Below are 24,760 nucleotides of genomic sequence, written 5' to 3' on the forward strand. Positions count from 1 at the left end.
CCCGATGGGTTTCAATCTTTCCGAGTGGGCGTTGCGTAATCGCCAGATCGTACTGTTCCTGATGATCCTGCTGGCGGTGGTCGGCACTTTGTCCTACACCAAGCTGGGGCAAAGCGAAGACCCTCCCTTCACCTTCAAGGCCATGGTGATCAAGACCAACTGGCCTGGGGCCACGGCCCAGGAAGTTTCACGCCAGGTCACCGAGCGCATCGAGAAAAAATTGATGGAAACTGGCGAGTACGAGCGCATTGTCTCGTTCTCGCGGCCCGGCGAATCCCAAGTCACCTTCATCGCTCGTGATTCCATGCACTCGGCGCAGATTCCCGAGCTGTGGTATCAGGTGCGCAAAAAGATCAGCGATATCCGCCAGACCCTGCCGCCGGATATCCAGGGGCCGTTTTTCAACGATGAGTTCGGCACCACGTTCGGCAATATCTACGCCCTGACCGGTGACGGTTTCGACTACGCCGTGCTCAAGGACTACGCCGACCGCATCCAGATTCAGCTGCAACGGGTGCCGGACGTGGGCAAGGTTGAGCTGCTTGGCCTGCAGGACGAAAAGGTCTGGATCGAGCTGTCCAACCTCAAGCTCGCTACCCTCGGCCTGCCAATGGCCGCTGTGCAGCAGGCGCTGCAGGAGCAGAACGCGGTCTCCACCGCAGGCTTCTTTGAAACCCCGACCGAACGGGTGCAATTGCGGGTGTCGGGTAACTTCAAGAGCGTGGAAGAGATCCGCAACTTTCCGATTCGGGTGGGCGAGCGAACCTTCCGCATCGGCGATGTTGCCGATATTCACCGTGGTTTCAATGACCCACCGGCACCGCGCATGCGCTACATGGGCGCCGACGCCATCGGCCTGGCCGTGGCCATGCGTGACGGCGGCGACATACTGGTGCTGGGCAAGGCCCTGGAGCGTGAATTCGCACGATTGCAGAAGAATCTTCCGGCGGGCATGGAGTTGCGCAAGGTCTCCGATCAACCGGCAGCGGTGAAAACCAGTGTCGGCGAATTCGTCCAGGTGCTGGCTGAAGCGTTGGCCATTGTGTTGCTGGTGAGCTTCTTTTCCTTGGGCGTGCGCACCGGCATGGTGGTGGCGTTGGCGATTCCGCTGGTACTGGCGATGACTTTCGCCGCCATGTACTACCTCGGCATCGGCCTGCACAAAATCTCCCTGGGCGCCCTGGTATTGGCCTTGGGTTTGCTGGTGGATGACGCAATCATCGCTGTGGAAATGATGGCGATCAAAATGGAGCAGGGCTACGACCGGCTCAAGGCCGCGAGTTTCGCCTGGACCAGCACCGCGTTCCCGATGCTCACCGGTACCTTGATCACGGCGGCGGGCTTCCTGCCGATTGCTACCGCGCAATCGAGTACTGGCGAATACACCCGCTCGATCTTTCAGGTGGTGACCATCGCTTTGCTGGCGTCCTGGGTTGCCGCCGTGGTGTTCGTACCCTATCTGGGCGAAAAGCTTCTGCCGGACCTGGCGAAGATTCATGCGGCCAAACACGGCACCAACGGTCCTGACCCTTACGGCACGCCGTTCTACCAGCGCGTAAGACGATTGGTGGAGTGGTGCGTACGTCGGCGCAAGACGGTGATCGTCCTGACGCTGCTGTTGTTTATCGGCTCGGTTGCATTGTTCCGTTTCGTGCCGCAACAGTTCTTCCCGGCCTCCGGTCGCCTGGAACTGATGGTCGACCTGAAACTGGCCGAAGGTGCCTCCCTGAGCAACACCGCCGAGCAGGTCAAACGCCTCGAAACCTTGCTCAAGGAACACGCCGGCATCGGCAATTACGTGGCCTACGTGGGCACCGGTTCGCCGCGCTTCTACCTGCCGCTCGACCAGCAACTGCCGGCGGCCAGCTTCGCGCAATTTGTGGTGCTGGCCAACACCATCGAAGAGCGCGAAAGCCTGCGCACCTGGCTGATCGAAACCCTGAACGAACAGTTTCCTGACCTGCGTTCACGCGTCACCCGCCTGGAGAATGGTCCGCCGGTGGGCTACCCCGTGCAGTTTCGCGTGACCGGTGAGCACATCGAAGCAGTCCGCGCCCTGGCGCGCAAAGTGGCGACCAAGGTTCGCGAGAACACCCACGTGGTCAATGTGCATCTGGACTGGGAAGAACCGAGCAAAATTGTCTACCTGAATATCGACCAGGACCGCGCTCGCGCGCTGGGCGTGAGCACCGCCAATCTGTCGAAATTCCTGCAAAGCTCCCTGACCGGCAGCACCGTCAGCCAGTACCGGGAGGATAACGAGTTGATCGAAATCCTCCTGCGCGGCACCGTTCACGAACGCACCGAGTTGTCGCTGCTGCCCAGCCTCGCCGTACCTACCGACAACGGTAAAAGTGTGGCCTTGGCGCAGATTGCAACCCTTGAGTATGGCTTTGAGGAAGGCATCATCTGGCACCGTAACCGTCTACCTACGGTGACCGTGCGCGCCGATATCTATGGCAAGGAACAACCGGCGACGCTGGTCCAGCAGATCCTGCCGACCCTTGAAGGCGTGCGTGCCGAGTTGCCTGACGGCTATTTGCTGGAGGTCGGTGGCACCGTGGAGGACTCTGCGCGTGGACAGAACTCGGTGAAGGCCGGTGTGCCGTTGTTTATCGTGGTGGTGCTGACCTTGCTGATGCTGCAACTGCGCAGCTTCTCACGCACAGCGATGGTGTTTCTGACTGCTCCGTTGGGCTTGATCGGCGTCACACTGTTTCTGCTGGTGTTTCGTCAACCATTTGGTTTCGTGGCGATGCTCGGCACCATCGCCCTGTCGGGGATGATCATGCGCAACTCGGTGATATTGGTCGACCAGATCGAACAGGACATCAAGGCGGGGCTGGCGCCCTGGCAAGCGATTATTGAAGCCACGGTCCGACGCTTTCGGCCGATCGTGCTGACCGCACTCGCTGCGGTACTGGCGATGATTCCACTGTCGCGCAGTGTGTTCTTCGGGCCGATGGCGGTGGCAATCATGGGCGGGTTGATCGTGGCGACGGCGTTGACGCTGCTGTTTCTACCGGCGCTTTACGCCGCGTGGTTCAGGGTCAAGCGGCAATGATTGGAATCTTCGCAAGGAACGTTTCTTAAGGTTTCGCCACTCATGGACTACCTGATTACAGGTATTCAGTCCGACGGATTTCACGCCGGCGGGCCGGATCTCACATCTGATGATTCAAGGAGTGTCCAATGGGATTTTTCATCGGCAAATCGTTGAGCGTTTCTGTCAGCAGCAGCTTCGGCGGCGGTAACTGCGCAAAGCCCAAGCCACCTGCAAATGACTGTAATGACAAGTGCAAACCCAAACCCGACTGCCATGGCGGTGGTGGCTCGATCAAGTTCGGCGTAGGCGTGATGCCGCTGGGTGCGGTGATCTTTGGCGGGCTGGCCGGCAAGCTGTTCTGACGGTGCAGTGAGCGGCACCCGAGCAGGTGATCTTCCCCGCCTGCTCGGGTGCATACAGGTGTTTACAGGGCGCCGAACACTTTCTTGGCAAGGCTGGTGGCGGCAGCTGCCGGATTCTTGCGAATCGTTTCTTCCTGCTGCGCGATCATCTTGAACAAGCCGTCCAGCGCCTGTTCGGTCACGTAGTTTTCAACATTGGCGCTTTTGGCGTCCACCGCGCCAAACGCGGCGGCCTTGCCGGCGAGTGCGTTGTACTGCTGGGCCACGCCGACCTTGTCGGTGGCAGCCTTGACGATGGGCAGGAACTTGGCGCGGATTTGGTCGCGACTGCTCTTGTTCAGGTACTGGGTGGCTGAGTCCTGGCCGCCGCTGAGGATGCCTTTGGCATCGGTCACACTCATGTTTTTCACGGCATTGACCAGAATCGGCTGAGCCTGGGTAACGGCGGTTTCCGCCGCTTTGTTCATGCTGGTTTCGAGCTGGGTGACCTGATCGCCCATGCCGAACATCTTCAACTTGTCAGCGACCTTGCCCAGCTTGCCCGGCAAGCCGATCTTCACGTCGGGGTTATTGCTGAAACCACCGGGCGTGCCCAGTTGTTTCACGGCGATCTGTGCGCCTTGGGTCAAGGCGTCCTTGAGGCCGCCGCTGGCGTCGCCCTGGGACAGGCTGCCAAGGTCCAGTGCCATGGCGCTGGTGCCCAGCAGCAGGCCGGTGAGCAGGGCCGTGAGGCGAAGAGGGTTACGGAGCATGGGCGCTTCCTTGTGGTTGAATTCAGTGGGCTGCAGCATCGACGCGCACGCGCAGCGGCTGTTGATCCTGGCCGTCGAGCTGTACGGCGTGCCGTTCAGTGGTGATGAACAGTAGCTTGCCATCTACCTCGATGCGAGCGCTGACCGAGTAGCGATGGCCCGGCTTGACCTGCGCCGGGTCATAACTCAGGTGAAACGGCAGCGGCACCTGGCCTTTGATCGGGCCTTTCTGTTCGGCGAGCACCACGGCCGGGGCGTCCATCAGCGACACGTCTTGCAGGCTGACGCTCAAGGTGGCGGTAGGCGGCAGGGCGATGCGTTGCAGGTAGAACACTTCGCCGTCGAGGCTGGCCTTGGGGGTGGGAGACATGGATTGGCAGGCTCCGAGCAGGGTAGTGAGGCCCAGGAGGATGATCTTCTTCATGGTGCAGCTCCTTATCAACGGCGCCGGAAACCGCCCGGCGCCTTGTTCAATCTTGTGGGGATTGCGCCGGTTCCACCGGTTGCTCGGCCGCCCCATCGACGCGATGCAACGCTACTTGGCGGATCGACAAGCGAATGTCCGCCGGCAGTACACGCTTGGCCGCGCCTTCGGCCAGCTCGCCGAGCAGGTCGTGATAGCTCAGCTTGCCGGCTTCATCGCGGCGCAGCACATCTTGCTCCAGCAAGGTCTGGATGAAATGTCGGAAAAGGCTCTTGTCGAAGAATTCCGGGGCATTGAGGCCATGCAGGATCGACAGCCGCTGGGCCATGACCGTGCACAGGTCTTCCAGCTCCTCGGCGCTAACGCTGTTCTGGCCGCTGTTGAGCAGCAGCGAGATCGCCATGTAAAAGCGTTGCAGGGTCTGGGCGATGCTCTTGGACAGTAGCGTCAGTAGCACGAAATGCCGCGAACTCGGCGCCGGGCGCAGGTACACGTTGTTTTCGAAGCGCAGCAGGCCCTGTTCGACGAAAGCATCCAGCCATTGGTCGACCACCGCATCCAGCTCCTCCAGAGACCAGCGGATGAACAGCTCCGACTGCAGGTACGGATAGAGCGCATGGGTGTAGCGCAGGATCTGTTCGCGGCTCATCCGCGAACTGCTCTGGAAGAAACTCGCCAGCAGCGCGGGCAGGGCGAAGATGTGCAGCACGTTGTTGCGGTAATAGGTCATCAGGACGGCGTTCTGCTCATCCAGATAGACGATTTTGCCCAGGGCATCGCTCTGTTCCGACAGCAGCTTCATGTCCTTGACGTGCTTGATCAGCGCCAGGCCGTCGCCTTCCGGCAGGGTGGTATGCGGTGAATAGGGCACGCGGCGCAGCAGCGCCAGGTACAGGTCCAACTGGCGGGCCATGGCCTGCTCATCCAGCGCCAGGCGAGTGGTAGACAGCAGCGCCAATGCCACCAGGTTCACCGGGTTCACCGCAGCGGCTTCGTTCAAGTGGCGGGCCACCTGCTCGCCGAGGCGGTGAGTGGTTTCATTCAGCCAGGCCGGCTTGTAGTTCGGGCCCAGTTCCTGAGAGCGCCAATCCGGTTGCTCGTGGTCGAGAAACTCCGCCAGCTTGATCGGCTCGCCGAAGTTGACCGCGACCTGGCCGAAGCGCTGCTTGAGCGCGCCTGCCACTTTGAAAATATCGAAAATCGACTCTTTCTTCTTGCTCGCACCGCGCAGCTCGCCCAGATAGGTACGGCCTTCCAGCACCCGTTCGTAGCCGATATACACCGGCACGAACACGATGGGCATGCGCGAAGAGCGCAGGAAACTGCGCAGGGTGATCGCCAGCATCCCGGTTTTCGGCTGCAGCATGCGCCCGGTGCGCGAACGGCCGCCTTCGACGAAGTACTCCACCGGGAAACCCTTGGTGAACAGGGTGTGCAGGTATTCGTTGAATACCGAGGTGTACAGCGGGTTGCCCTTGAAGGTGCGGCGCATGAAAAACGCACCGCCACGACGCAGCAGGCTGCCGATCACGGGCATGTTCAGGTTGATGCCGGCGGCAATGTGCGGCGGGGTCAGGCCATTCTTGAACAGCAGGTAGGACAGCAGCAGGTAGTCGATATGGCTGCGGTGGCAAGGCACGTAGATCACTTCGTAGCCCTGGGCAACCTGTTGCACACCCTCGATGTTATTGACCTTGATGCCGTCGTAGATTTTGTTCCAGAACCAGCTCAGCACCACTTCCAGGAAGCGGATCGCCGTGTAGGTGTAGTCCGAGGCGATTTCGTTGCCATAGCGCAGCGCCAGGGCCTTGGCTTTTTCCGGCGAGATTTTCTCGCGCTCGGCTTCATCGGCAATGGCCTGGCGCACCAGCGGCATATTGACCAGGCCCTTCACCAGGTTGCGACGGTGGGACAGGTCGGGGCCGATCACGGCGGTCTTCAGGTTACGAAAGTGCACGCGCAGGATGCGTTGGGCCATGCGCACGGTGCGTTCGTGCCCTTTATTGTGCTCGATCAATTCACGCAGGTTGATGGGCGCGGAGAATTGCACCCGGGTCTTGCGACCCAGGATCAGAATGCTCAACAACCGGCGCAGGCGCCCGGTGACCGCCCAGCTGTCGGCGAACAACAGTTTCCAGGGGCTGGACTCACTTTCGGGGGATTGGCCCCAGAACACGCTGACCGGAATGATTTGTGCATTCTCTTCGGCATGTTCGGTCAAGGTGTTGACCAGGCGCGTCAGGGTGGGCGGTGTGCCGCGCTTGTCCTGGCGGCCGAGCCAATCCGGGTCCGGCGTGAGGTAAAAGAACGCTGCGGGTTCCATCAACGGGCCTACCGAAACCGGCAGCACCGGGCGCGGCAGGCCGGCCTTGGTGCACTCGGTATCGACCACGGCCAATTCGGTCAGGGAGGGCGATTGCAGGACGTAGAACACCGGCCGGCTGCGGTCCAGGTTAAGGGTGAGGGACGACTGGTTGATCGTCTCCGAGCGAACCCAGAGGTACAGCAGTCGACGCAAGGTGCCAAACACCAGACGACGGAACGGGGAGCGGGTCATAGGCGAACTGCTTCAAGTGGAAAAACCGAGCAGGCGCTCGGGCGGGTAGTGTGCCGTATTCACCGAAAATCGGCAAAAAAGCGGCGATGTAAAGTTGGGTTGATGGTTTTTGAACGTGTCTTATACTCGGCAGTTCAACGCCAGCGACTCAATAATAAAAACCAGTGGGAGTGAACAGATGACAACGCGCGAAACCGGCAGTGTGAAGTGGTTCAACGACGCCAAGGGCTATGGCTTTATCCAGCGTGAAGACGGCAAGGATGTGTTCGTGCACTACCGTGCCATTCGCGGTGACGGCCACCGCTCGCTGGCCGAGGGCCAACAGGTGGAATACGCCGTGGTGACAGGCGATAAGGGCTTGCAGGCGGAGGATGTGGTCGGCCTGTAATTTGCTACACCGCCAAACCCATGTGGGAGGGGGCTTGCTCCCGATTGCTGAGTGTCAGTCGCTGAATAAATCGACTGATGCACCGCTATCGGGAGCAAGCCCCCTCCCACATTTTTGATTGGGTTTGCAGCGTTCGGGGTCAGGCGGTCTTCCAGGTGATCTGTTCTTCACCATCTGCGCTGATGCGAATCCAGGTGTCGGCGCTTTCCTCACCCTCTTCCTCGACCCAAGTCCCCGGCGCGCAGCGCACTTCAACATTCAATGCGGCAAACGCGGCGCGGGCGCAGGCGATGTCGTCGTCCCACGGCGTCTGATCGCTTTCCAGGTACAGGCTGTTCCATTTGCCGACGGCTTTTGGCAACCAGGTCACCGGCACGTTGCCGGCTTTGCACTTGTAGGTCTGGCCCTTCTGGACCCAGTCGGTGCACGGGCCCAGGGCGGCGCCCAGCCAGGCGGCGATGGCCTTGTAGTCGACGTCGGCGTCCTTCAGGTAAATCTCAATATCGGGTTGGCGCATGGATGTTCCTCGTTGCGGGATTCGAAAATCCATTCGCGGGTGCTGAAAAGTCGGTTATTGAAGCACGAAATAATCGTAGCGCATCGACACGGTCACCTGCAGCGGCTCGGTGGCTTCGATCACCTCGCTGCGGCGCTCGGCGCTCGCACGCCAGCCGTGAGGGGTCATGGCCAGCAGGTTGGCGCGGTCCCCGGGCTCGGCCAGGCACAGTGTGAACTCAAGGGTTTCACTGTGCGCCAGGCCCATGCCATCCGGCACCAGTGCCAGGTGTTTGTCGTCGGTGTATTCGCGCACTTCGTCGTACAAGCGTTCGCGCAGCTCCATCAGGTGGCCGCGGGTGGGGCCCACCTTCATCAAGCCGCCGCCAGGGCTGAGCAGGCGTTTGGCTTCCTGCCAGTCCAGCGGGCTGAACACGCTGGCGAGAAACTGGCAACTGGCGTCGGCCAATGGGACGCGGGCCATGCTGGCGATCAACCAGGTCAGCGCCGGGTTGCGCTTGCACGCGCGCTTGACCGCTTCCTTGGAAATATCCAGGGCGTAGCCGTCGGCGTCGGGCAGGGCATCGGCGATTTGCGCGGTGTAGTAGCCCTCGCCACAGCCGATGTCCACCCAGCGTTGTGGCGCGCGTTCGGCGGCCAGCTCCGCCAGTCGCTTGGCCACAGGGGCGTAGTGCCCGGCATTGAGGAAGTCGCGGCGCGCCTCGACCATCGCCAGGTTATCGCCCGGGTCGCGGCTGTTCTTGTGCTGCACCGGCAACAGGTTCAGGTAGCCCTGGCGCGCGCGGTCGAAACGGTGCCCGGCGGGGCACGCCACACCGTTGTCCACCGCGGTGAGCGGGGCGCTGCAAAGGGGGCAGGCAAGCATCAGGCGAGCAACTTGATCAGGGTCTGGTAGTAGATTTCGGTCAACACATCGAGGTCGCTGGCGAGGACGCGCTCGTTGACCTGATGGATCGTCGCATTCACCGGGCCCAACTCGACCACCTGGGTACCCAGGGTCGCAATGAAACGGCCATCGGAGGTACCGCCACTGGTGGATGCCTTGGTTTCACGCCCGGTGATCGCCTTGATGCTGGCCGATACCGCGTCGAGCAATGCGCCCGGCTCGGTGAGGAACGGCAGGCCCGACAGCGCCCAGTCCACATGCCAGTCCAGGCCGTGTTTATCCAGAATCGCTGCGACCCGCTGCTGCAACTCTTCCACGGTGGATTCGGTGGAGAAACGGAAGTTGAACACCGCTGTCAGGTCGCCGGGAATGACGTTGGTGGCGCCGGTGCCGGAATTAAGGTTGGAGATCTGGAAACTGGTCGGTGGGAAGAAGGTGTTGCCGTCATCCCAATGCTCGGCGGCGAGTTCGGCCAATGCCGGTGCGGCCAGATGGATCGGGTTCTTCGCCAGGTGCGGATACGCCACGTGGCCCTGTACACCGCGCACGGTCAGGGTGGCGCCGAGGGAGCCACGACGGCCGTTCTTGACCACATCGCCCACCAGTGTCGTGCTCGATGGCTCGCCGACGATGCACCAGTCAAGGCGCTCATTGCGTGCGGCCAGGCGCTCGACCACAGCCTTGGTGCCATGGTGCGCCGGGCCTTCTTCATCGCTGGTAATCAGGAAGGCAACCGAGCCTTTGTGGTCCGGGTAGTCGGCGACAAAACGCTCCGCCGCCACCAGCATCGCCGCCAGGCTGCCTTTCATATCCGCCGCGCCACGGCCGCAGAGCATACCGTGTTCGTCGATCAGCGCGTCGAACGGGTCGTTCTGCCAGGCCTGCACCGGCCCGGTCGGCACCACGTCGGTGTGGCCGGCAAAGCACAGCACCGGGCCTTCGCGTTTGCCATGGGTGGCCCAGAAGTTATCCACCTCGAAAATGCGCATCGGCTCGAGCGCAAAACCGGCGTCGCCCAGGCGCTGCATCATCAGCTTCTGGCAATCGGCATCGATCGGCGTGACCGACGGGCGACGGATCAGGTCGATGGCGAGTTGAAGGGTCGGCGAAAGGTCGGCATGGGCCGTCATGGGAGAACTCCGGAAATCGAGACAGCGACGTTCTAATTGTAGGAGCGAGGCGGGCGGCTAGCCCTTGCTCGCGAAAAACGCAAGGGCTCCGCGTGCATTCAGGGTGCCCGCTTCATCGTTAACGATTTTCGCGAGCAAGCTCGCTCCTACAGTGATGTGTGCAAGGCGTATAAAACGGCCGTTATCTTATAGCAAAACGGCGGCCAGAGGCCGCCGTTTAGTGCATTGCGCAAGTTTTTACACGGCGGTGACAGGCTCTGCCTTCGGCGCCGGTTTCGGCAGCGACGACAAAAACGCCATGATCAGCGCCGCCAAGTACGGCAGCGACTGCACCAGCAACATTACCACCCAGAAGCGCATGTCATTGCTCGGCAGGCCTTGCACCAGGTAAATCCCCAAGGCGGCGCCCCACAACAGCAGCATGATGAACATTTCTTCGCGGGCTTCGGAAATCGCCACCCAGAAGCCATGGTTATCCGCGTTTTTTGGTGTACGAAAGAACGGAATGCTGGTGGTGAAGAAGCCGTACAGCACCGCTTTGGCGATGGTGTGCGACAACGCCAGGCCGGCCAGGGCCGCGCAGAAGGCATCCTTGAGGTTCACCCCGACCGCACGGCGGTAGAGGAAGATGATCTTGCCCACCTTGAACACGAACAACGCCAACGGCGGGATCGCGAAGATCAGCAACGGCGGATCGACGCGGGTCGGCACGATGATCATCGCCGCCGACCACAGCAGCGCGCCCACGGTGAAGAAGATGTTCATGCCATCAGCCACCCACGGCAGCCAGCCCGCGAGGAAGTGATAGCGCTGGCCACGGGTCAGCTCGGTGCCTTTGCCGCGCAGCAGGCTGGCGGTGTGGCGCTTGATGATCTGAATCGCACCGTAGGCCCAGCGGAAACGCTGTTTCTTGAAGTCGATAAAGGTATCGGGCATCAGGCCCTTGCCGTAGCTGTCGTGGTAATACGCCGCCGACAGGCCTTTCTCGAACACGCGCAGGCCCAGTTCGGCGTCTTCACAGATGCACCAGTCGGCCCAGCCGAGTTCTTCGAGCACCGAGCGACGGGTCATGGTCATGGTGCCGTGCTGGATGATCGCGTCGCGGTCGTTGCGGGTGACCATGCCGATATGGAAGAAGCCTTTGTATTCCGCGTAGCAGAGCTTCTTGAAGGTGCTTTCGTTCTGGTCGCGGTAATCCTGGGGCGACTGCACCACGGCGATTTTCGGGTCGGCGAAGTGCGGCACCATGTGCTTGAGCCAGTTGGGCGACACGCAATAGTCCGAGTCGATCACCGCGATCACTTCGGCGTCCTTGGCGGTGTGCGGGATCAGGTAGTTCAGCGCGCCACCCTTGAAACCGGCGAGGGGCGCGACGTGGAAGAACTTGAAGCGCGGGCCCAGGGTTTCGCAGTAGTCGCGCACCGGTTCCCATACCGCCGGGTCCTTGGTGTTGTTGTCGATGATCAGGACTTCGTAGTCCGGGTAATCGAGTGCGGCCAGGGCGTCGAGGGTCTGTTTGACCATCTCCGGCGGCTCGTTGTAGCACGGCACATGGATCGACACTTTCGGGCGGTAGTCCGACTCTCCTTCGACCGGCAGGAATTCACGTCGGCGTTTGTGGGTCCACACCGCTTCCGCCAGTTCGTGGGCTTCGGTCAGCAGCACGATAAACACACCCAGGGCACCGAGGGCCAGGAGAATGCCCACGGTCACGCTGAACCAGGTGCTGTATTGCTGGCTGTAGTCGTAGCCGATCCACACCAGCACCGAACCGCACAGGAACGCGATAAACGTCAGGAAGGTACGACCGCGCTGGCGCAGGGCCGAGCCGTCGATCATCAGCAGGGTCAGGGACAGCAGCGCCAGCACCACCGAACCGATGGCCAGCACGCGCCACTGCGGGATCGCTACCACCGGGCCTTCAAAGTTGAATTTCTGCTGACGCGCGGCGTTGAATACGCCCCAATAAGCGCCCGCCGAGCCTTCGTCGCTGACTTTCCAAGGCTGATCGAAGGCCTCGATGACAAAGTAGTTGTAGCCCTGGCGATTGAGTTTGTTCACCAGCGTGCGCAGATAAACCGCCTGGTCGGCAGGTGAGGTTTCATTACCACCGCGCATGCGTCCGTTACTCGGCCAGCCAATTTCCGACAGCAGCAGCGGCTTTTTCGGGAACAGTTTCTTCAGGTCCCGCGCACGGTCGAGTACGTACTGGCCGGCCTTGTCCATGGGGATAAATTCCCAGAACGGCAGGATGTGCGCGGCGATCAGGTCGACGTGCTTGGCCAGTTCCGGGTTTTTTTCCCAAATGTGCCACTGCTCGGAAGTCGTCACCGGCACCTTGACCGCTGCACGCACGCGGTCCAGTAGCACGATCAAGTCCTGCGGGGTGATTTCTTCACGAAACAACGCTTCGTTACCGACCACCACGCGCACGACGCTGCGCGAGCTGTTGGCGATTTCGATGGCGCGCTGGATTTCGCGTTCGTTGCGCTCAAGGTCCGGGCTGATCCAGATCCCCAGTGTCACCCGCAGACCGAACTCTTCGGCCAGCTTGGGAATATCGCCCAGGGTGCCGTCGACCGAGTAGGTACGGATGTTGTCCGTCAGCTTGCTCATGATCGCCAGGTCCTGGCGCATCTGGTCGTCAGACGGGTACTGGTTTTTCTGAGGATACTGGCCTTGCTGGAACGGCGAGTAAGAGAACCCGGAAATCTGTTCGGGCCAGTTGGGAGCGGTGACCGGGCGGTTGATCAGCGCCCAGAAGCCAGTGAACAGCGCGGCGATTGCCAGCACGATCACCAGGTTGAGTCCAAATTTACGCGATGCCATGGTTATTTCGGGTTCCAAAGGGTGTGGAACGAAAAGAGGTGTCGGCCTGCACCGAACGGCGCGCATCCTACACCGGCCTTTCCCTGAGCGTACAGCAGACAGAGAAAAGCCGGACGTTAGTCCGCGAATGTTCACCTAAGTTCTTTACTTGTAGCTGGAAGCTTCGAACTTGTCGCGGCGTAGTCCATAATGCGCGCCGGTTTTTAGGGTAATGGTCATGAGCACAGAAGATCCGCGGTTTGCAGGCGTCGCCCGCTTGTATGGCATTGAGGGCCTGGAACGCTTGAAAGCGGCCCATGTGGCGATCGTCGGCGTCGGCGGCGTGGGCTCGTGGGCGGCGGAAGCGATAGCCCGTTGCGGGGTGGGCGAGATTTCGCTGTTTGACCTGGATGACGTTTGCGTCAGCAACAGCAACCGCCAACTGCATGCGCTGGACAGCACCGTGGGCAAACCCAAGGTCCAGGTGATGGCCGAACGCCTGCGCGGTATCAACCCGGATTGCACCGTGCATGCGGTGGCGGACTTCGTTACCCGCGACACCATGGCCGAGTACATCACCCCGAACATTGATTGCGTGATCGACTGCATCGACGCGGTCAACGCCAAGGCGGCGCTGATTGCCTGGTGCAAACGCCGCAAGATCCAGATCATCACCACCGGTGGCGCCGGCGGGCAGATCGACCCGACGCTGATCCAGGTGTGCGACCTGAACCGCACCTTCAACGACCCGCTGGCCTCGAAAGTGCGCTCCACTCTTCGTCGTGACTATGGCTTCTCACGCACGGTAACCCGCCATTACAGCGTGCCCTGCGTGTTTTCCACCGAGCAGCTGCGCTATCCCAAGCCGGACGGCAGCATCTGTTTGCAGAAGAGTTTTGTCGGCGACGGCGTGAAGCTGGACTGCGCGGGAGGGTTTGGCGCGGTAATGATGGTGACCGCCACGTTCGGCATGGTGGCGGCGACCAAGGCGGTGGACAAGATTGTGGCCGGGGTGCGCCGGCCGTCGGAGCGGGTCAAGCCTGTCTGAAAATGTGGGAGGGGGCTTGCTCCCGATAGCTTAGTGTCAGTCACTGAATAAGTTGACTGATCCACCGCAATCGGGGGCAAGCCCCCTCCCACATTTGGTTTTATGTATGGCTGAGTTCGCGCATGCGCTGCAAGACTGCATTGAGGCCATTGCTGCGTGACGGCGACAGTTGGCGGGAAAGCCCGAGTTGATTGAACCAGTCGGGCAAGTCCACCACCTGCAACTCAGCCGCCGACAACCCATTCACCCGCGCCAGCAATAACGCCACCAGTCCACGAATCATCCGCGCCTCGCTGCTGGCGGCAAACTGCCAATGGCCATTGTGCAAATGCCCCACCAACCACACCAGGCTCTCACAGCCCTGTACGAGGTTGGCATCGACCTTATCCTCATCCGCCAAGGCGGGCAGGCGTTCACCCCATTGCATCAGCATTCGGGCGCGTTGTTCCCAACTGCCGACTGACTGAAAGGCTTCCAGCGCGGCCACCGCATCCACCGGCAAGCTCATCGCAGCATCTCCAGCGCCTGGTCCAGCGCTTCAAAGAAGCGCTCCAGGTCATCGGAGTCGTTGTACAGCGCGAGGGACACGCGAATCGCCCCCGGCAGCTGCAGCATCTTGAGCAACGGCATCGCACAGTGATGACCGGCACGCACGGCGACCCCCTGCTCGGTCAGCAGGTGCGCGAGGTCGGCGTTATGCACGCCCTCCACCACAAAGCTGACCAGCGCCACTTGCGGCGCGCCGAGTATGCGCACGCCATTGCGCGCTTTTAAGCCGCGCAGCAAATAATCGTGCAGTGCCGCTTCATGCCTGACCACCGCCTGTGGATCCAGCGAAGTCAGGTAATCCAGGGTCGCCCCCAGGCCGATCACGCCGGCTATCGGTGGCGTTCCCGCCTCAAAACCCAGGGGGGCAGGGCGGAAGCTGGCGCTGTGGTAGTCCGCCTGCTGCACCATTTCTCCGCCAAACTGCCAGTGGCGCAGGCGGTGCAAGGCTTCGTGGCGGCCGTAGAGCACGCCGACCCCGTCTGGGCCGTACAGTTTGTGACTGGAAAATACATAGAAGTCGCAGCCCAGAGCCTGCACGTCGTGGCGGCCATGGACAATGCCTTGAGCGCCGTCGATCACCGTCAGCGCGCCGTGGCTGCGGGCCAGCTCGAGCAAGGCGTCGAGCGGCTGCCAGGTGCCGAGTACGTTGGATAACTGGCTGACCGCCAACAGCCGCGTGCGCGGGCCGATCAGCCGGGCAGCGGAGTCAAGGTCGATCACGCCGTCAGCGTCCAGGGGCAGTATCACCAGCGTCAGTGCGCGACGTCTGGCCAGTTGCTGCCAGGGCAACAGGTTGGCGTGGTGCTCCAGGGCGCTGATGGCAATCTCATCGCCCGCGTCGAATAAGTGCTCGAGGCCGTAGGCCAGGAGGTTCAGCGCAGAGGTCGCGCCGTGGGTAAACACCACCTGCCCGCTGTCACCCGCATTCAACCACTGCGCAACCTTGCTGCGACTGTCTTCAAACGCCTGGGTCGCATGGGCTCCCGGCAAATGCTGGGCACGGTGCACGTTGGCTGCGCCATTGGCGTAGTAATGGCTGATTGCATCCAGCAGGGCTTGGGGTTTTTGCGTGGTGGCGGCGTTGTCCAGGTAGGTCTGGTCTTGCCGTTGCAGGGTGGCGATGGCTGGGAAGTCGGCACGCCAGGGGGAGGGCACAAGCATGATGTTCAAGACTCGTATAAGCGGGCCGCAACCCGAAGGTGCGGCCCGCTGGGGCATCGAGTGGCTGCTTAGTTGTGAGCGTGCAGCGCTTCGTTCAGTTCGATGGCCGATTTGTGGGTTTTGCACTCCACGGCACCGGTCTCGGAGTTGCGGCGGAACAGCAGGTCCGGTTGGCCGGCCAGTTCACGCGCCTTGACCACTTTGACCAGTTGGTTCTTCTCGTCCAGCAAGGCAACTTTGGTCCCGGCGGTCACGTACAGGCCGGACTCCACGGTGTTGCGGTCGCCCAGCGGGATACCGATACCGGCATTGGCGCCGATCAGGCAGCCTTCGCCGACCTTGATCACGATGTTGCCGCCGCCCGACAGGGTACCCATGGTCGAGCAGCCGCCGCCCAGGTCGGAACCCTTGCCGACGAACACGCCTGCCGATACGCGGCCTTCGATCATGCCTGGGCCTTCGGTGCCGGCGTTGAAGTTGACGAAACCTTCGTGCATGACGGTGGTGCCTTCGCCCACGTAGGCGCCCAGGCGCAGGCGGGCGGCATCAGCGATACGCACACCGCTCGGTACGACGTAGTCGGTCATTTTCGGGAATTTGTCCACCGAGAACACTTCCAGCAGCTCGCCGCGCAGGCGTGCTTCCAACTGGCGTTCGGCCAGTTCGGCGATGTCGATGGCGCCCTGGCTAGTCCAGGCCACGTTCGGCAGTTGCGGGAACACGCCGGCCAGGTTCAGGCCGTGGGGTTTGACCAGGCGGTGGGACAGCAGGTGCAGCTTGAGGTAGGCCTCAGGCGTGGAGGTCAGGGCGGCGTCTTCGGCCAGCAAGGTCGCAACCAGCGGCGTATGGCTTTCAGCCAGGCGGCTCAACAGGGCGGCCTGGGTGGCGTCGACGCCTTTGAGCGCGTCGGCCAGTTGCAGGGCCTGGGTGACGGTGAAGGTAATCGCCTGGTTGCCTTCGGTGTAGCCAAGGATCGGCGCGATGGCCGCGACGATGTCAGCCGACGGGTTGAGCAAGGGCTGTGCGTAAAACACTTCCAGCCAAGCACCTTGGCGGTTCTGAGTGCCGACGCCGAAGCCCAGGCTGAACAGGGAATTGGACATGCTGTTACCTCTACAAAAATGGAAGGCTGGCCTACTTGAGGGCCGCCGAATAACTATCTGGCTTGAAGCCAATCAGGGTTCTGTCACCGAGATCGAGCACCGGGCGCTTGATCATCGAGGGTTGCGCGAGCATCAATTCAATGGCTTTCGACTGATCGAGATCGGCTTTGCGTTCGTCTTCGAGTTTGCGAAAGGTGGTGCCCGCACGGTTCAAAACCACCTGCCAACCGTGCTCGTTGCACCATTGGGTCAAGTGTTCGCGGTCGATACCGGCCGTTTTGTAATCATGGAACTCATAGCTCACAGCGTGCTCATCAAGCCAGGTGCGCGCCTTTTTCATGGTGTCGCAGGCTTTGATGCCGAAAAGGTGCAAGGTTTTGCTTGAAGCGGTCAAGGAATTGCCCCCTTTGGATGAATGAAAAATGAAAGATCGCGGATTATGCCACGCCCAGCGCGTTTCGGCGCCGTTCGTCAGCGCTGTGCGACGTTTGTGCAAAGGGCAGTGCGCCGCATAGCCGGTTACCATAGCTGGGTAATATGGCACTTCAACGGCCAGTTGTTGCCTCATGTGTGTCGTTGCAAGTCGATTGTCTGGGAAACCCGCGTTATGCAAACCGCCTACACCGTTCTTATCCTGCTGATGCTGGTCAGCGTGTCGCGTCTGGTCGGGCGCATCATTCCCCTGCCGCTGCCGCTGGTACAGATTGCCGCCGGGGCCCTGCTGGCCTGGCCCACGTTGGGGCTGCATGTGGCGCTGGACCCGGAGCTGTTCCTGTTTCTGTTCTTGCCGCCGCTGCTGTTTTCCGATGGTTGGCGCATGCCCAAGCGTGAGCTGTGGCGCCTGCGCGGGCCGATCCTGACCTTGGCCGTGGGGCTGGTGCTGTTTACGGTGGTCGGCGCGGGGTACTTCATTCACTGGATTCTGCCGACGATTCCGTTGCCGGTAGCCTTTGCCCTGGCGGCCGTGTTGTCGCCGACGGATGCCGTGGCGGTGTCGGCGATTGCCCAGAATCGCCTGCCTACGCCCTTGATGCACATGCTCCAGGGTGAGGCCTTGATGAATGATGCGTCGGGCCTGGTGACCTTCAAGTTTGCCCTGGCAGCCGCGTTGACCGGGGTGTTTTCCCTGGCCGATGCCAGCCTGACCTTTGTCTTGGTCGCAGTGGGTGGGCTGGCGGTCGGTGTGGCGTTGAGCTGGCTGGTCGGTCGCCTGCGTGCCTGGATGATTGCACGAGGTTGGGATGACCCGGCCACCCACGTGGTGTTCATGTTGCTGCTGCCCTTCGCGGCCTACGTACTGGCGGAACGCTTGGGCGCGTCGGGCATTTTGTCGGCCGTGGCGGCGGGCATGATGCAGAGCTGGCTGGACCTGCTGCCGCGTCAAACCAGTACACGCCTGCTCAATCGCAGTGTCTGGTCGCTGCTGGAGTTTGCCTTCAACGGCCTGATCTTTCTGCTGCTGGGCCTGCAACTGCCGGACATCATCAAGGCAGTGGTGAGTCATGAGCCGACGTTGTGGCCGGCCTTGATGTACCGCTGCCTGGACGTGGTTGCGATCTTCGTGGTGCTGGTGGTGTTGCGCTTTATCTGGGTACAAAGCATTTGGCGGCTGTCAGGCTTGCTGCGTCGTGTGCGTGGGAAAAGCGAGCTGACCTTGGTACCCACGGCGCGATCCTGTTGGCTGCTGACGGTGGGCGGCGTACGCGGTGCGGTGACACTGGCGGGCGTGATGTCGGTGCCATTGCTGCTGGCGCCGGGCCAGGCTTTTCCGGAGCGCGACCTGCTGATCTTTATCGCGGCCGGCGTCATTCTGTTGTCGCTGGTCGCCGCCTGTATCGCGCTGCCGTTGCTGCTTCGCGGGATCGAAAAGAGCCCCGATGAAAAGCGTCACCGGGAGGTTCGCGAGGCCTGGAAAAAAACCGCCGTGGCAGCGATCCATGCGCTGGAGGCTGAAGAACCTGATGAAACCGCAGTGTCGGATGCGGCTCAAGCGGCATTGGCCACTGAGCTCAAGGCGCGATTGATGTCGGAATATCGCCACCAGCTTGAGGTATTCAACGATTCCGCCGAAGCCCAGGCCCTGGCGCTGCAGATGGATCAACTGGAACGCAAGCTGCGGCTCAAGGGGCTGCGTGCGCAGCGGCTGGAGTTGTATCGTTTGAGTCGCCAACATCAAATTGGCGATGATGTATTGCGCGAAGTTCTGGCGGATCTGGATATGAGTGAAGCGAACTTGGGCAGCGTCAAGTAGTTTGGGCATTGATCATTGCGCGGATGCCGGTACCGAGCAGTTTGCCGAGCAGTGTTTTATCTTCAGGGTACAGTGACTGCACAAAGCTTTTATCGCCTTCAGACAGTTTGAAGTTGCGCGGGATTGGATTTCCGCTATTCAGGTGTGAGGCGCGAATCCCATAGTGCATGATGGATTTGTCATCATAGTTTGAAGTCTTTACCTCTTTGCGCGAGAAGGGGCGGAGGATATCGTTCTTGGCCTTATAGGAGGGTTCTCCTCTCGATGCATATTCGTCATAGATGTTCTGCCTGTTCAGGTCCAACGTCCGATCGGGGTGCTGATGCTCATGTTTGAGGCCGATGGCGTGGCCGAATTCATGCTGGATCGTTGCGGCGACGCTGCTTGGCGAGACTGTGAAGTTAATGCCCATGGTCGGTTCGGATAAAGGCACCTTCTTTGCGTCGGTGCCCACGTTTGACCATCCTGCTCTCGTGTCAGCGTCCGCAGTGATGCGGATATCGCCATTGGGGCTGTCGGTGAACTTGAAGTAGAGATTGGTATGGGGGGCCCACGCGTTGATGTTGTGCTTTACCAACGCTTTCTGTTCTGGGGTCATGTTCAGCAGGGAGATAGTCAGCACCGAATGCTGAGGCCAGAGCTTGTCGGGCATGGCGACGCCGCGCTTACTTCTATTGAGCGGCGCGGTGACGCAATGAGCAGAAAGCGAAGTGGGCGAAATCGTGAGCGTCATGGGGGCACCTAAGTGTTTATATGAACTTAGGTGTAAGGTTTGCGTGTTTCTGTTCCCTCGCAATGGTTGCAAGATACAAGGCTGGAGGCCGCCCCGTTGGGAGCGGCTTGTGTCTCAACCGCGGCGCTGGATGAAATCGCGAATCCGCCCAGCCGCTTCGACACATTCGGCCAGCGGTGCAACCAATGCCAGGCGTACACGCCCGGCGCCTGGGTTGAAGCCATCCACTTCGCGGGACAGGTAAGAGCCCGGTACCACCGTCACATGTTCCTCCACGAACAAATCACGGCAGAAAGCAGCATCGTCCCCGTTCACATTCGGCCACAAATAAAAGCCGCCGTCCGGGCTTTGCACATCCAGCACCGGTTTGAGGATCGCCAGCACTGCGTCGAACTTCTCGCGATACAGGTCACGGTTGGCCTGTACGTGCGCTTCGTCCTGCCAGGCGGCGATGCTGGCCAGCTGGGTTTGCACCGGCATTGCGCAGCCGTGATAGGTGCGATACAGCAGGAAAGCCTTGAGAATCTCAGCATCGCCAGCGACAAAGCCCGAACGCAGGCCCGGCAGGTTGGAGCGCTTGGACAGGCTGTGGAACACCACGCAACGCTTGAAGTCCTGGCGACCCAGTTCGACACAGGCGCTCAGCAGGCCTGGCGGCGGGGTTTGCTCATCGAAGTACAGCTCGCTGTAGCACTCGTCGGCGGCGATCACGAAATCGTGCTCATCGGCCAGGGCGATCAGCTTTTTCAGGGTGTCCACCGGAATCAGCGCGCCGGTCGGGTTGCCCGGAGAGCACAGGAACAGGATCTGGCAACGTTTCCAGATGTCTGGCGACACGGCATCGAAGTCCGGGTTGAAACCATTGGTATCCAGGCACGCCAGGTAATGCGGCTTGGCACCGGCGAGGAACGCGGCGCCTTCGTAGATCTGGTAGAACGGGTTTGGGCTCACCACCAGCGCGTCGTCACCGCGATTGACCACGGTCTGGGTAAAGGCGAACAGTGCCTCGCGTGTGCCGTTGACCGGCAGGATATTGCGCGCCGGGTCCAGCCAGCCTGCAGGTACGTTGAAGCGGCGCTCGCACCAGGCGCCAATGGCCTCGCGTAATGCGGGGATGCCCAGTGTGGTCGGGTACACCGCCATCTGGTCCAGGTTGTTGCTCAGCGCCTCAGCCACGAAACTCGGTGATTTGTGCTTGGGCTCGCCAATCGATAGGGCAATCGGGCGTTTGTCCGGGTTGGGGGTGACACTGCCGAGCAGGGCGCGCAGTTTCTCGAATGGGTAAGGCTGCAGCTGGTTCAGGGCGTTGTTCATCGCAAGTCTCGTCAATTCAGTTGTCGGCACGCGGTCTGGTTGCCGGCGAAAATTCAATGTAGGAGGGGGCTTGCTCCCGATTGCGTTGTGTCAGTCAGCTGATCTTATCTGATCCACTGCTATCGGGAGCAAGCCCCCTCCCATATACGCCGGCGTTTCAAATCGTCAGGCGCGTCAGCGCGACGCCAGGTTCCTGGGTCACGCTCAATTGCTCCACGATCGCATCCTGCAAACGGCGGCACAGCTCAGGGTCGGACAGCGGCTGGTTATCGGCGTCGGTGATGAAGAACACGTCTTCCACGCGCTCGCCGAGGGTCGCAATCTTGGCGTTCTGCAGCGACAGGTCGAACTCCAGGAAAATCCCGCCGATGCGTGCCAGCAGGCCTGGCCGATCCGGCGCGCTCAGCTCCAGCACGGTTACCGGGCGCTGGGCGTCGTTGGAGATCGTCACCTGCGGCGCAAAGGCAAAGTGCTTGAGCTGGCGCGGTACCCGGCGCTGGATGATGGTCGGGTAATCATCCGGGTTGCGCAGGGCTTCGGTCAGGCCTTCGCGGATCTTCTTCACACGCACCGGATTGTCGCCAATCGAGTCGCCTTCGGTGTCGAGCACAATGTAGGTGTCGAGGGTGAACTGGCTGCTGGAGGTGATCACCCGGGCGTCATGAATGTTCAGGTTGAGCTGGTCCATAGCCGCCACGGTCACGGCGAAGAAGTCATGTTGGTCCGGCGCGTAGATGAAGATCTGCGTGCCGCCTTCGAATTCGCGCTGGGTGGTTTCCTTGATCAGGACCAGCGGGCCACCATCGGCCGGCTGTTGAAGGATGGCGTCGGTGTGCCAGGCGACATCGCCGGCGGTGTGGCGCAGGAAATAGTCGTCACCCAGTTGCGACCATAGTTGTTCGACATCGTCCGGGTCGTTGCCGCCGCGCACCAGGATATCCAGGGCCGCGCTTTGGGTGCGGCGAATCTGCTCTTCGCGGTCTACCGGGTTTTCCAGGCCGCGGCGCAGGGCGCGCTTGGTCTCGGTGTACAACTGGCGCAACAGGCTGGCGCGCCAGGAGTTCCATAACGTCGGGTTGGTGGCGTTGATGTCGGAGACGGTCAGCACGTAGAGGTAGTCGAGGCGGGTTTCATCGCCGACGATCTGCGCGAAGTCGTGGATCACTTGCGGGTCGGACAAGTCCTTGCGCTGGGCGGTGGTCGACATCACCAGGTGGTTCTGCACCAGCCAGACGATCAGGCGGCTGTCCCACAACGGCAACTGGTGGCGTTGGCAGAACGCTTCGGCATCCACCGCGCCGATCTCCGAGTGATCGCCATGCCGGCCCTTGCCGATGTCGTGGTACAGGCCGGCCAGGTAAATCAATTCCGGCTTGGGCAGCTTGGCCATGAGCTTGCTGGCCAGTGGGAATTTCTCTGACACCTGGGTGTACTGCAACTTACGCAAGTGCTTGATCAGGTTCAGGGTGTGGGCGTCCACGGTATAGATGTGGAACAGGTCGTGCTGCATCTGCCCGACGATAAAGCCGAACTCCGGCAGGTAGCGCCCGAGGATGCCGTAGCGGTTCATCCGCCGCAGGTTGCGGTGGATGCCGATCTTGCACTTGAACAGTTCGATAAACAGGCTGGTGTTGCGGATGTCATGACGAAACTCATCGTCGATCAGATGACGGTTTTCCCGCAGCAGGCGAATGGTATCGGCGCGCACGCCTTTGATTTCCGGCTGCTGGGCCATCAGCACGAAGATTTCCAGCATGGCGAACGGCGTGCGGCGGAATACGTTGTCGTTGCGCGCCTCGATGTAACCGTCGTGCAGCTGGAAGCGCGAATTGATCGGTTGCGGCGGCGCTTCGTCTTCGGGGGCCAGGATCACTTCTTCGAAGTGCTGGATGATCAGGTCGCTGAGCTGGGCAATGCTCATCACCACGCGGTAATACTGCTGCATGAAGCTTTCGATGCTGGTCTTGGCGTCTTCGCCTTCAAAACCCAGCAGGGTCGCGATGGAGCGCTGGTGGTCGAACAGCAGGCGGTCTTCCGAGCGCCCGGCAAGCATGTGCAGGGCGTAGCGTACTTTCCACAGGAACTCTTGGGACGAGGCCAGCAGCGCGTTTTCGCTCTCCACCAGAAAGCCCTCGCCGGCCAAGGCGCGCAGGTTCAGGGTGCCGTACTGGCGACGGGCCACCCACAAGATCGTCTGGATATCGCGCAGCCCGCCCGGCGAGCCTTTGACGTTGGGTTCCAGGTTGTATTCGGTGTCGTTGTATTTGTGGTGCCGCGCCTTTTGCTCGGCACGCTTGGCCAGGAAGAAATCCTTGCTCGGCCACATGTGTGCGGTGTTGGTGACTTCAAGCATGCGTTGGCGCAGGCGCTCGGGGCCGGCGATGGTGCGGCTTTCCATCAGGTTGGTGATGACGGTCAGGTCGGCGCGGGCCTCTTCGGCGCATTCGTCCACCGAGCGTACGCTCTGGCCGACTTCCAGGCCGATGTCCCACAGCAGCGTCAGAAACCGCTCGATGGAATCGCGAAAAATCTCATGGTCGGCGCTGTCCAGCAAAATCAGCAGGTCGATGTCGGAGTAGGGGTGCAGCTCACCACGACCGTAGCCGCCGACCGCCACCAGGGCGATATCCGCCTCGCTGCTCCAGCTGAACTGTTCCCAGGCTTTTTGCAGGATATTGTCGACGAACCAGGCGCGGTCCTCGATCAGCCGGCGTATGTCGCGGCCGCTGCGAAAGCGCCCATCGAGCACCTCGCGGGCCTGGCGGATCGCCTTCTTGAACGCGGCGATAGGGCTTGCCTTCAGCGCCAGTTCGGCCTGGAACTGGCCACGGTCGAAGAGTTCGGGATCCACCTGGGGCATCGATCGGCTTTCCTTTCTATCTATCAGTCATTCACAAAACAGTGGGGGAAAACCTGAGTAATCCCTAAGCCGAAGCAGCATCCGACGTGCGCGGGATCGTGTCGTCGGCGCGCAGGGTGAAAATTTCGTAGCCGGTTTCGGTGACCAGCAGGGTGTGCTCCCACTGGGCCGAGAGTTTGCGGTCCTTGGTGATGGCGGTCCAGCCATCGCCCAGCACCTTGGTGTCGGCCTTGCCCTGGTTGATCATCGGCTCGATGGTAAAGGTCATGCCGGCCTTGAGTTCCATGCCGGTGCCGGCGCGGCCGTAGTGCAGGATCTGCGGCTCTTCATGGAATACGGTACCGATGCCATGGCCGCAGAACTCGCGCACCACCGAGAAGCCGTTCTTTTCGGCGTGCTTCTGGATCACTTCACCGATATCGCCCAGGCGGCAGCCTGGCTTGACGATCTCGATGGCCTTGTACATGCATTCCTGGGTCACCTGGGACAGGCGCTCGGCCCAGACCGGCACGTTGCCGACGTGGAACATGCGGCTGGTGTCGCCGAAGTAGCGGTCCTTGATCACGGTGACGTCGATGTTCAAGGTGTCGCCGTCCTTCAACGGCTTGTCACCCGGGATCCCGTGGCACACCACGTGGTTGACCGAGGTGCAGATCGACTTGGGAAAGCCTTTGTAGTTCAGCGGGGCCGGGATGGCCTTTTGCACATTGACAATATAGTCATGGCAGATCTGGTTCAGTTCTTCGGTGGTGACGCCGGGCTTGACGTGTTCGGCGATCATTTCCAGCACGTCGGCGGCCAGTTTGCCGGCAATGCGCATGCCGGCGATGTCTTCGGCGGTTTTCAAACTAACGGTCATACAGGCTCTCTCT

At 61.1% G+C, this 24,760-nt stretch carries 20 protein-coding genes; 5 read left to right on the top strand and 15 right to left on the bottom strand.

Going from position 1 to position 24,760, the window contains the following annotated elements; all coding sequences use genetic code 11:
• The first annotated feature begins 4 nt into the window (after window positions 1–4).
• Together C4J87_RS06175 and C4J87_RS06180 are read left to right on the top strand one after the other, a co-directional pair.
• Window positions 5–3,064 carry an efflux RND transporter permease subunit gene (locus tag C4J87_RS06175; RefSeq protein ID WP_124366098.1) on the top strand — a complete coding sequence of 1,020 codons (3,060 nt, stop codon included), beginning with the start codon at window positions 5–7 and terminating at the stop codon, window positions 3,062–3,064.
• 128 nt (window positions 3,065–3,192) lie between these two features.
• The gene (locus tag C4J87_RS06180; protein ID WP_124366099.1) at window positions 3,193–3,408 is read left to right on the top strand and encodes a hypothetical protein; all 216 of its coding nucleotides are present in this window, start codon (window positions 3,193–3,195) and stop codon (window positions 3,406–3,408) included.
• A 62-nt stretch (window positions 3,409–3,470) separates the two neighbouring features.
• On the opposite strand, the gene C4J87_RS06185 is transcribed toward C4J87_RS06180, so the two are convergent.
• Genes C4J87_RS06185 through plsB form a run of 3 tightly spaced genes read right to left on the bottom strand, consistent with a single transcriptional unit; the run spans window position 3,471 to window position 7,141 of the window.
• On the bottom strand, window positions 3,471–4,160 hold the full coding sequence (locus C4J87_RS06185) for a DUF4197 domain-containing protein (protein WP_124361593.1): 690 nt from the start codon (window positions 4,158–4,160) through the stop codon (window positions 3,471–3,473).
• A 22-nt stretch (window positions 4,161–4,182) separates the two neighbouring features.
• On the bottom strand, window positions 4,183–4,584 hold the full coding sequence (locus tag C4J87_RS06190; RefSeq protein ID WP_124366100.1) for a YbaY family lipoprotein: 402 nt from the start codon (window positions 4,582–4,584) through the stop codon (window positions 4,183–4,185).
• A 46-nt stretch (window positions 4,585–4,630) separates the two neighbouring features.
• Window positions 4,631–7,141 (bottom strand): glycerol-3-phosphate 1-O-acyltransferase PlsB, encoded by a 2,511-nt coding sequence (plsB, locus tag C4J87_RS06195; protein WP_124366101.1) that lies wholly within the window; start codon window positions 7,139–7,141, stop codon window positions 4,631–4,633.
• Between the two features lie 178 nt (window positions 7,142–7,319).
• Between plsB and C4J87_RS06200 the strand changes: the two genes are divergently transcribed.
• Window positions 7,320–7,529 (top strand): cold-shock protein, encoded by a 210-nt coding sequence (locus C4J87_RS06200; protein ID WP_124366102.1) that lies wholly within the window; start codon window positions 7,320–7,322, stop codon window positions 7,527–7,529.
• 139 nt (window positions 7,530–7,668) lie between these two features.
• Here the strand turns inward: C4J87_RS06200 and C4J87_RS06205 are convergent, their stop codons facing one another.
• The 4 genes from C4J87_RS06205 to C4J87_RS06220 form a co-directional block, all read right to left on the bottom strand.
• Window positions 7,669–8,046, bottom strand: a complete 378-nt coding sequence (locus C4J87_RS06205; RefSeq protein WP_078731861.1) for a hypothetical protein — start codon at window positions 8,044–8,046, stop codon at window positions 7,669–7,671.
• A 54-nt stretch (window positions 8,047–8,100) separates the two neighbouring features.
• Complete coding sequence (locus C4J87_RS06210; RefSeq protein WP_124366103.1) at window positions 8,101–8,910, bottom strand: putative RNA methyltransferase; 810 nt, start codon at window positions 8,908–8,910, stop codon at window positions 8,101–8,103.
• On the bottom strand, window positions 8,910–10,061 hold the full coding sequence (gene dapE, locus C4J87_RS06215; protein ID WP_124366104.1) for a succinyl-diaminopimelate desuccinylase: 1,152 nt from the start codon (window positions 10,059–10,061) through the stop codon (window positions 8,910–8,912). The genes C4J87_RS06210 and dapE overlap by 1 nt, the downstream gene beginning before the upstream one ends.
• Window positions 10,062–10,298: 237 nt before the next feature.
• Window positions 10,299–12,890, bottom strand: coding sequence for a glycosyltransferase (locus C4J87_RS06220; protein WP_124366105.1), 2,592 nt, complete (start codon window positions 12,888–12,890; stop codon window positions 10,299–10,301).
• A gap of 217 nt (window positions 12,891–13,107) precedes the next feature.
• On the opposite strand from C4J87_RS06220, the gene tcdA reads away from it, so the two are divergent.
• On the top strand, window positions 13,108–13,917 hold the full coding sequence (gene tcdA, locus C4J87_RS06225) for a tRNA cyclic N6-threonylcarbamoyladenosine(37) synthase TcdA (protein ID WP_372238434.1): 810 nt from the start codon (window positions 13,108–13,110) through the stop codon (window positions 13,915–13,917).
• 100 nt (window positions 13,918–14,017) lie between these two features.
• Here the strand turns inward: tcdA and C4J87_RS06230 are convergent, their stop codons facing one another.
• From C4J87_RS06230 to C4J87_RS06245, 4 genes are all read right to left on the bottom strand, one after another.
• On the bottom strand, window positions 14,018–14,425 hold the full coding sequence (locus tag C4J87_RS06230; protein WP_124366107.1) for a SufE family protein: 408 nt from the start codon (window positions 14,423–14,425) through the stop codon (window positions 14,018–14,020).
• A complete protein-coding gene (locus C4J87_RS06235) occupies window positions 14,422–15,627 on the bottom strand; it encodes an aminotransferase class V-fold PLP-dependent enzyme (RefSeq protein WP_124366108.1) in 1,206 nt (401 codons plus the stop codon). Before C4J87_RS06235 ends, C4J87_RS06230 begins: the two co-directional genes overlap by 4 nt.
• 68 nt (window positions 15,628–15,695) lie before the next feature.
• Entirely contained in the window at window positions 15,696–16,730 is a 1,035-nt protein-coding gene (gene dapD / locus C4J87_RS06240) for a 2,3,4,5-tetrahydropyridine-2,6-dicarboxylate N-succinyltransferase (protein WP_124366109.1), read from the bottom strand.
• 31 nt (window positions 16,731–16,761) lie between these two features.
• Window positions 16,762–17,124, bottom strand: coding sequence for an ArsC family reductase (locus C4J87_RS06245; protein ID WP_053137275.1), 363 nt, complete (start codon window positions 17,122–17,124; stop codon window positions 16,762–16,764).
• Window positions 17,125–17,337: 213 nt separating this feature from the next.
• On the opposite strand from C4J87_RS06245, the gene C4J87_RS06250 reads away from it, so the two are divergent.
• Complete coding sequence (locus C4J87_RS06250) at window positions 17,338–18,981, top strand: Na+/H+ antiporter (RefSeq protein WP_124366110.1); 1,644 nt, start codon at window positions 17,338–17,340, stop codon at window positions 18,979–18,981.
• Here C4J87_RS06250 and C4J87_RS06255 read toward each other — a convergent pair.
• The 4 genes from C4J87_RS06255 to map all read right to left on the bottom strand — a co-directional run bounded on the left by C4J87_RS06255 (window position 18,974) and on the right by map (window position 24,747).
• The gene (locus C4J87_RS06255; protein ID WP_124366111.1) at window positions 18,974–19,714 is read right to left on the bottom strand and encodes a M12 family metallopeptidase; all 741 of its coding nucleotides are present in this window, start codon (window positions 19,712–19,714) and stop codon (window positions 18,974–18,976) included. The two genes, C4J87_RS06250 and C4J87_RS06255, sit on opposite strands and share 8 nt — an antisense overlap.
• Before the next feature lie 114 nt (window positions 19,715–19,828).
• Window positions 19,829–21,028, bottom strand: a complete 1,200-nt coding sequence (gene dapC, locus C4J87_RS06260; protein WP_124366112.1) for a succinyldiaminopimelate transaminase — start codon at window positions 21,026–21,028, stop codon at window positions 19,829–19,831.
• A gap of 157 nt (window positions 21,029–21,185) precedes the next feature.
• Complete coding sequence (locus tag C4J87_RS06265; RefSeq protein WP_124366113.1) at window positions 21,186–23,888, bottom strand: [protein-PII] uridylyltransferase; 2,703 nt, start codon at window positions 23,886–23,888, stop codon at window positions 21,186–21,188.
• 64 nt (window positions 23,889–23,952) lie between these two features.
• Window positions 23,953–24,747 (bottom strand): type I methionyl aminopeptidase, encoded by a 795-nt coding sequence (map, locus tag C4J87_RS06270; RefSeq protein ID WP_124361607.1) that lies wholly within the window; start codon window positions 24,745–24,747, stop codon window positions 23,953–23,955.
• Window positions 24,748–24,760: the final 13 nt, after the last annotated feature.

Source organism: Pseudomonas sp. R1-43-08 (genome assembly GCF_003852255.1).
GTDB lineage: Bacteria > Pseudomonadota > Gammaproteobacteria > Pseudomonadales > Pseudomonadaceae > Aquipseudomonas.

What these genes read in the sequence shown, in the direction of transcription:
- map (WP_124361607.1), bottom strand. Translation starts at nt 24,747, where the DNA reads ATGACCGTTAGTTTGAAAACCGCCGAAGACATCGCCGGCATGCGCATT.
- dapE (WP_124366104.1), bottom strand. Translation starts at nt 10,061, where the DNA reads ATGACGGCCCATGCCGACCTTTCGCCGACCCTTCAACTCGCCATCGAC.
- C4J87_RS06220 (WP_124366105.1), bottom strand. Translation starts at nt 12,890, where the DNA reads ATGGCATCGCGTAAATTTGGACTCAACCTGGTGATCGTGCTGGCAATC.
- C4J87_RS06200 (WP_124366102.1), top strand. Translation starts at nt 7,320, where the DNA reads ATGACAACGCGCGAAACCGGCAGTGTGAAGTGGTTCAACGACGCCAAG.
- C4J87_RS06205 (WP_078731861.1), bottom strand. Translation starts at nt 8,046, where the DNA reads ATGCGCCAACCCGATATTGAGATTTACCTGAAGGACGCCGACGTCGAC.
- C4J87_RS06190 (WP_124366100.1), bottom strand. Translation starts at nt 4,584, where the DNA reads ATGAAGAAGATCATCCTCCTGGGCCTCACTACCCTGCTCGGAGCCTGC.
- C4J87_RS06175 (WP_124366098.1), top strand. Translation starts at nt 5, where the DNA reads ATGGGTTTCAATCTTTCCGAGTGGGCGTTGCGTAATCGCCAGATCGTA.
- C4J87_RS06235 (WP_124366108.1), bottom strand. Translation starts at nt 15,627, where the DNA reads ATGCTTGTGCCCTCCCCCTGGCGTGCCGACTTCCCAGCCATCGCCACC.
- C4J87_RS06185 (WP_124361593.1), bottom strand. Translation starts at nt 4,160, where the DNA reads ATGCTCCGTAACCCTCTTCGCCTCACGGCCCTGCTCACCGGCCTGCTG.
- C4J87_RS06265 (WP_124366113.1), bottom strand. Translation starts at nt 23,888, where the DNA reads ATGCCCCAGGTGGATCCCGAACTCTTCGACCGTGGCCAGTTCCAGGCC.
- dapC (WP_124366112.1), bottom strand. Translation starts at nt 21,028, where the DNA reads ATGAACAACGCCCTGAACCAGCTGCAGCCTTACCCATTCGAGAAACTG.
- tcdA (WP_372238434.1), top strand. Translation starts at nt 13,108, where the DNA reads ATGAGCACAGAAGATCCGCGGTTTGCAGGCGTCGCCCGCTTGTATGGC.
- C4J87_RS06230 (WP_124366107.1), bottom strand. Translation starts at nt 14,425, where the DNA reads ATGAGCTTGCCGGTGGATGCGGTGGCCGCGCTGGAAGCCTTTCAGTCA.
- C4J87_RS06250 (WP_124366110.1), top strand. Translation starts at nt 17,338, where the DNA reads ATGCAAACCGCCTACACCGTTCTTATCCTGCTGATGCTGGTCAGCGTG.
- C4J87_RS06255 (WP_124366111.1), bottom strand. Translation starts at nt 19,714, where the DNA reads ATGACGCTCACGATTTCGCCCACTTCGCTTTCTGCTCATTGCGTCACC.
- plsB (WP_124366101.1), bottom strand. Translation starts at nt 7,141, where the DNA reads ATGACCCGCTCCCCGTTCCGTCGTCTGGTGTTTGGCACCTTGCGTCGA.
- C4J87_RS06180 (WP_124366099.1), top strand. Translation starts at nt 3,193, where the DNA reads ATGGGATTTTTCATCGGCAAATCGTTGAGCGTTTCTGTCAGCAGCAGC.
- dapD (WP_124366109.1), bottom strand. Translation starts at nt 16,730, where the DNA reads ATGTCCAATTCCCTGTTCAGCCTGGGCTTCGGCGTCGGCACTCAGAAC.
- C4J87_RS06210 (WP_124366103.1), bottom strand. Translation starts at nt 8,910, where the DNA reads ATGCTTGCCTGCCCCCTTTGCAGCGCCCCGCTCACCGCGGTGGACAAC.